The organism is Clostridium tunisiense TJ (assembly GCF_000300195.1).
Lineage (GTDB): Bacteria > Bacillota > Clostridia > Clostridiales > Clostridiaceae > Clostridium_J > Clostridium_J tunisiense.
This window is the reverse complement of sequence record NZ_AMQH01000029.1, coordinates 1-6,242: the sequence shown is the minus strand read 5'-3', so window position 1 is coordinate 6,242 and position 6,242 is coordinate 1. Positions and strand designations below refer to the sequence as shown.

3 protein-coding genes and 1 rRNA gene are annotated in these 6,242 nt (G+C 30.2%); all 4 read left to right on the top strand.

Going from position 1 to position 6,242, the window contains the following annotated elements; translation table 11 throughout:
• A 5S ribosomal RNA gene (gene rrf / locus C661_RS0120660) occupies positions 1–114 on the top strand; the annotation flags it as partial.
• Positions 115–433: 319 nt separating this feature from the next.
• On the top strand, positions 434–2,329 hold the full coding sequence (locus tag C661_RS22475; protein ID WP_017417224.1) for a sigma 54-interacting transcriptional regulator: 1,896 nt from the start codon (positions 434–436) through the stop codon (positions 2,327–2,329).
• Between the two features lie 359 nt (positions 2,330–2,688).
• Entirely contained in the window at positions 2,689–3,978 is a 1,290-nt protein-coding gene (lysA, locus tag C661_RS0120650; RefSeq protein ID WP_017417223.1) for a diaminopimelate decarboxylase, read from the top strand.
• A gap of 349 nt (positions 3,979–4,327) precedes the next feature.
• Positions 4,328–5,683 carry an MATE family efflux transporter gene (locus C661_RS0120645; protein WP_017417222.1) on the top strand — a complete coding sequence of 452 codons (1,356 nt, stop codon included), beginning with the start codon at positions 4,328–4,330 and terminating at the stop codon, positions 5,681–5,683.
• The last annotated feature ends 559 nt before the right edge of the window (positions 5,684–6,242 follow it).

The following is a 6,242-nucleotide window of genomic DNA, read 5'->3' as shown; positions in this document are numbered from 1 at the left end:
GTGATGATGCGTTTAGAAGATACACCCGTTCCCATACCGAACACGAAGGTTAAGATCTAAACGGCCAAGAGTACTGCAAGGGAGACTTTGTGGGAGGGTAGGTGGTCGCCAGGTACTATAGTACTAAATAAAAGACACTAAGTGATAGCTTAGTGTCTTTTGTGTTTTATAAAATAAATAACTAAAAATAAATTGATTATTAATATGTCGCCAAAACTAATTTAGGGAATTCGCCATTAATAAAATATATACTTACTAATAATTAAAATATGTAATATTCTAGTGAGGATTTTTATATATATTAATTTATAAATGGTAACATAATAGGGTAATTATGGTATTGGTTGTTATAGAATTTATCGTAATGCTAAATTACGAGTAAGCTAGTTTAATAGTAAATTATTACTTAATATATTTAGTTAGGGTGAGATTAATGAATGGATTTCTAATGGAGATACTAGATAATATTTCTGAAGGAGTTATAATAATTGATACAGAAGGAATCATTACTGCTTATAACAAAAGGGCCAGGGAAATATTTGGTATCCTAAAAAACGATGAAATTTTTCATGAAGGTGGACAAATTAGGCAGGGAGATTATGTTTTTATTGTAGATAACAAATTAGGGAAAGATGATGGAAATCTTAATAGAAAAGATTTAAGAAAAATTCAAATTTACGATGGGACTATTTGTGAAGGGGATTCAGTTTTATGCTTTGGAGTCTATGATACAAGGAAAACTTATGGACAGGGTTCCCAGAAGGTTGAAAAGAATCATAAATATAAAAAAGAAAAGGAATGTAACTATAAAGTAGTTAAGGAAGAGAATCAAAAGGGACAGGTAGTTTTAAATGGTATGTACAAAAGAATTTCCTATGAACTACAGATTAATTATATAGAAAAAACACTGAATATTAAGATAAATGGTACGAATTATAGAACTAAATATAAAAATGGAATGGGGCATATGGTAATAATAAGAAATGGAAGTTTATTATTTTATCAAAGTAGTGGATATACTGCAAGAAATGAGACTATTAAACATATTTTGGAGGAAAAGACCTTTAGGGAAAAGGGAAAAAGTGCCATAGTTTTTGAGCCTATAGGAAAACAAATTTTTGAAGTTCATGAGAAAAGTAAGGAGATATTAGAGTTTTACAAAGCCGCTACAGCAAATCATATTGTAGATGAAAATAAGTTTATGGAGATAAATGGCATTCCTACTATTTCATCTATTAGGACCCTCTATCATGAAGGGAGAAAGATAGGCGCAATGATAAGGGTAGAAGATATTAGTGAACTAAAGAAAATTACTGAAGAGAGGAATATTCTTGTTGAAAACCTTAAGAAAACAGAGTTGTTATTGGAGGATAAAAGAGTATTTGAAGATTTTAAGGAGTTTGTTGGAATAAGTAACCATTCTATAAATATTAAAAAATTAGCATATAAGGCCTCAAAAACAAATTCTTCTATATTAATTTTAGGGGAAAGTGGTACTGGAAAAACAACTCTAGCTAAGGAAATTCACAATCTTAGCAATAGAAAAGAACATGCAATGGTGCACTTGAATTGTGCTTCTTTACCAGAAGGACTTCTTGAAAGTGAACTTTTTGGTTATGAAGGAGGTGCTTTTACGAATTCAAAAAAACAAGGAAAAATGGGATTATTACAGTTAGCTCATAAGGGAACTTTATTTCTAGATGAGATTGGAGACATGACGTTACAAACTCAAGGCAAAATCTTAAACTTTCTTCAAAGTAAAAAGTTCTATAAAGTAGGTGGAACTGAAGAAATTTATGTAGATACAAGGATAATATGCGCTACAAATAAAAATCTAGAAAAGGCCATTGAAGAGGGGAATTTCAGAGAAGACTTATATTATAGAATAAATATTATTCCTATATATATTGAGGCTATAAGAAATAGAGTAGAGGATATTCCTGTACTAGTAAATGCTTTGCTTCCAAGAATTGTAGATAAACTTGGAAGAGAATTGGTTACGATTACAAGTGAAGCTATGAATAAATTAATGACCTACCCTTGGTATGGAAATATTAGAGAGCTTGAAAATATTCTGGAAAGAGCCATAACTTTAAGTGATTCTAATATTATTTACTCAAAAAACTTACTTTTTCAAATTGATCGAATGCTAAACAAGCCGATTTGTACAACATTAAAGGGTAGTTTAGAAGAGTATGAGAAGGAGATAATTATACGTACTTTAAGAAGTAAGAATGGAAATATAAGAGTTGTGCTTAATGAACTGGGTATTGGGAAAACAAGTTTTTATGAAAAGTTGAAGAAATATAATATAAAATTGCATGAATGAATTAAGATATGGCAAAGTAGAAGGTTACTTTATATTAGCATTGGAAAAATAAATAAAATATATTCTAACTAATGTGAGTAATTTATGCAATGAAATTATATATGTTTAATCATATGGAAAAGTTCGGCATAGAGGAAATAAGTTCGTTAAAGTGGAAATGCTTGATTTATAACTAAATGACAGTAATGAAATTCTAGTTATTAAATGGAGTTCACTTTTGCGGAAATCTTTATGATTGTCAACTTATTAATTGATGTGTAATAGGCAATAATCCTAATAATGGTAAGTAAGAATGTTGGCATAATATTTGCTTATATTATGTAGTATAAGTTACCAAGTTAATAATTAGGAGGAATAATATGTTTCAAGGGGAAAACAGAAATGGAAGTTTATATTTTGCTAACTGCGAGATTCAAAGTTTAGCAGAAAAGTATGGAACTCCTCTATATGTCATATCTGAGGATAGTATTAGATTAAGATGTAAGGAAGTAAAAAAAGCCTTTTTGAATAAGTATCCAAACTCTAAAGCTTTTTATGCTAGCAAAGCTTTTTTAACTATGGAAATGTGTAAAGTAGTTGCGGAAGAAGGGCTAGGTATAGATGTGGTTTCTGGTGGAGAACTATTTGTGGCACTTAAAGCAGGTATAAATCCTAAAAATATAATGTTTCATGGCAATAACAAGACTGTGGGAGAACTAATTATGGCTATAGATTCGGGTGTAGGGCGAATAGTTGTAGACAGTATTGATGAACTCATACTACTAAATGAATTGGCTCAACAGTATAATAAGGTAGTTGATATATTATTTAGAATAACACCAAATATAAACTGTAAGACCCATGCATATATTTCAACAGGTCAAAAGGATTCCAAATTCGGTATTCCACTAAATGATGATATCATCAAAGGAGCAATTATTAAGGCGACAAACTCTGAGCATTTGAAATTAAGAGGAATTCATTTTCATGTAGGGTCTCAGCTTTTTGATAATATAAATCATCTTAAAGCTGTAGAAAATACTACCATGCTAATTAAAGAATTAAAAGAAGAAATGGGTGTAGAAGTTGAAGAGCTCAATGTAGGTGGAGGTTTTGGGATTAAATATGTAGAGAGTGATGAAACTAAACCACTAAGTTATTTTGTTAATGCAATTATGGATAAAATTGCTGAAAAATGCTTAGAGTATAATTTAACTATACCAAAGGTGTATATAGAACCAGGGAGATGGATTGTAGGTGAAGCAGGGATGACACTTTATACTATAGGAACCATTAAAAACATACCAGATATAAGAACTTATGTTTCAGTAGATGGAGGACTACCGGATAATCCAAGAACAGCACTATATCATGCTAAATATGAAGCTTATATAGCCAACAAGTTAAACGAAGAAAGAAATAAAATAGTAACTATAGCAGGAAAGTGTTGTGAGTCTGGAGATGTTTTAATATGGGATCTTCTAGTACCAAATAGTATAAAAAGAGGAGATATCTTGGCTGTTATGAGTACTGGTGCTTATAATTATTCCATGGCTAGTAATTATAATAAAATACCAAGGCCTGCAGTGGTGATGATTACCCAGGGAAAAGATAGAATTATTGTAAAAAGAGAAAGTTATGAGGATTTAATAGCATTGGAAATAATATAAGTATAGACGAAAAATAATAGATAAATGTGGAGATATAGAGGAATTACAGGTTAAAAGCTTTTGCTTCTAACCTATTTTCATTTTTTACTTTAATATAAAAATATAATTATATAAAATATTCTTGTAAGGATAAGAAGATAAGTGCTACAATTAGAAGAAATTATAAGGAATGGTTGTGTTTTGATGAATATCAATTGCCTTAGTTTCATAATTATGAAATATGCAGAATCAATTCTATAAGTTGAAGGCTAAAATAAACTGATAATTTAATTTTTCTAGGTTACTTAAAGGGTTGGTATATGAACCAAATAGACTAAAGCTTATTTGATAATAGATATATGGGGGGAATATGGATACTAAAAAAAGAGATTTTATATTAAGAGGATCTTTATATAAGGTTATTTTAACATTGGGACTTCCAATTATGATTAACAATTTAATTCAAACATTGTATAATCTTGCCGATGGTGTTTGGGTTAGTAAAATTGGTTCTACCGAGTTTGCAGCAACTTCTTTTGTATGGCCGGTAAACTTTTTATTTATATCTTTAGGAATAGGAATTTCAATTGCAGGCACATCTATAATTTCGCAGTTAATTGGAGCTGAAAAATACGAGGAGGCCAATAAATATGCTAGTCAAATTATAGTTGCATCTTTAATATGCTCTGTATTTTTTTCAATAATAGGATACATTTCGAGTCCCTTTATAATAAGTGTCATGGGAGCTACGGGTAGTTTTGCGGAATATAGTAATATATATCTTAGAATAACTTTTTTAGACATGCCATTCATGTTTTTATTTTTTAATTTTAACTCCATAATGAACTCTCAGGGAAATACTATAATGCCAACAGTACTTAGTGGCATAAGTGCAGTACTTAATGTAATATTAGATCCCATATTCATATTTACGTTTAATATGGGGGTTGCAGGAGCAGCAATTGCCACTTTAATTGCTAAAGCATTACTTGCCTTTGCTGGAATATATATATTAATGAAGAAGTCCACTATGGTAAAACCATGCTTTAAAAATTTCAAATTTGATAAACTTATAATTAAAAAGATAATAAAAATTGGTATTCCATCATCAATAGGTCAATCTGGATCTGCACTCGGATTTATTGTTTTAAATAGTTTTATAGCCTCATATGGTACGGCAACTTTAGCAGCATTTGCAATGGTAAACAGAATTACTTCTCTTATAATGCAGCCAGCAATGGGGATAGGTGCGGCATTAACTTCTATTGTTGGGCAAAACTTAGGCTCAAATCAAGCTGAGAGAGTAAAAGAAGCCTTTATGAAGTCTTTAAAACTTACAATCTCATTTTCAATTATAGGGTGTGCATTTCTTATATTTTGGGACAATGAAGTAGTAGGATTCTTTATGCAATCAAAGGATGACATGGAAGTTATATCTCAAGGAATAACTTATTTACAATACATATCTATATCCATGCCATTGATGGGGATATTTAGCATATTTCAGGGAATATTCCAAGGATCAGGCCATACAAAGTATTCTATGGCTATGGAGATTGGACGGCTTTGGTTTGTAAGATTACCCATGATATTATTATTTAAGCATTTTACATCCACAGGTTCAATAGGGATATGGTTTTCTATGAGCTTTAGTAATTTAATAGTATGCATGTATGGATATTGGGTATATAGAAGAGGAAAATGGCAAAGAAAAGTCATAAAATAAGAAAAATACCCTAGTCTATCTATTTATATTAGGTAAACTAGGGTATTTTTATATATTAGAAAGCTAAGTTTCACAGTAGTTTGTTCATGAGTTGAAATTTAAGGTTTAGTGAATTCCTACGTAGCAAGGAAACATATTAGGTATACAAGATGGAAAAAGTGTTTAGTATATTCAGAAATTATTGTATAACTTATCCATGTGTGTCAGTTAATGAAAAAAAGACTTAATGAAAGGAAAGTCACTGGTTTATTATAATAATTTAACTTGATGAATGAGTGCTTATGAAATTATGAATTTATATGTGATAAGATATGTCTTGTCCTTAAGAACGGACTAAAACACTTAAAACTTAAAACAACTTTTAAATTATCAATACAAATATTGAAAATAAAAAAGTGTTGACAAAGTTTCTAAAAGGTGATAAGATGTAAAAGTTGCCTGATGGTGACAACGCTACAGTGTGGCGCTAAATTGGTCTTTGAAAATTAAACAGAGAAAAAGGTAAAACCAGTTAATTCCGAATCAGAAATGATTCTTAGTGAACGATAAGTTCACAAAA

Bases quoted from the DNA above. Each gene is read 5' to 3' on its own strand.
- C661_RS22475 (WP_017417224.1), top strand. From the start codon at position 434: ATGAATGGATTTCTAATGGAGATACTAGATAATATTTCTGAAGGAGTT.
- lysA (WP_017417223.1), top strand. From the start codon at position 2,689: ATGTTTCAAGGGGAAAACAGAAATGGAAGTTTATATTTTGCTAACTGC.
- C661_RS0120645 (WP_017417222.1), top strand. From the start codon at position 4,328: ATGGATACTAAAAAAAGAGATTTTATATTAAGAGGATCTTTATATAAG.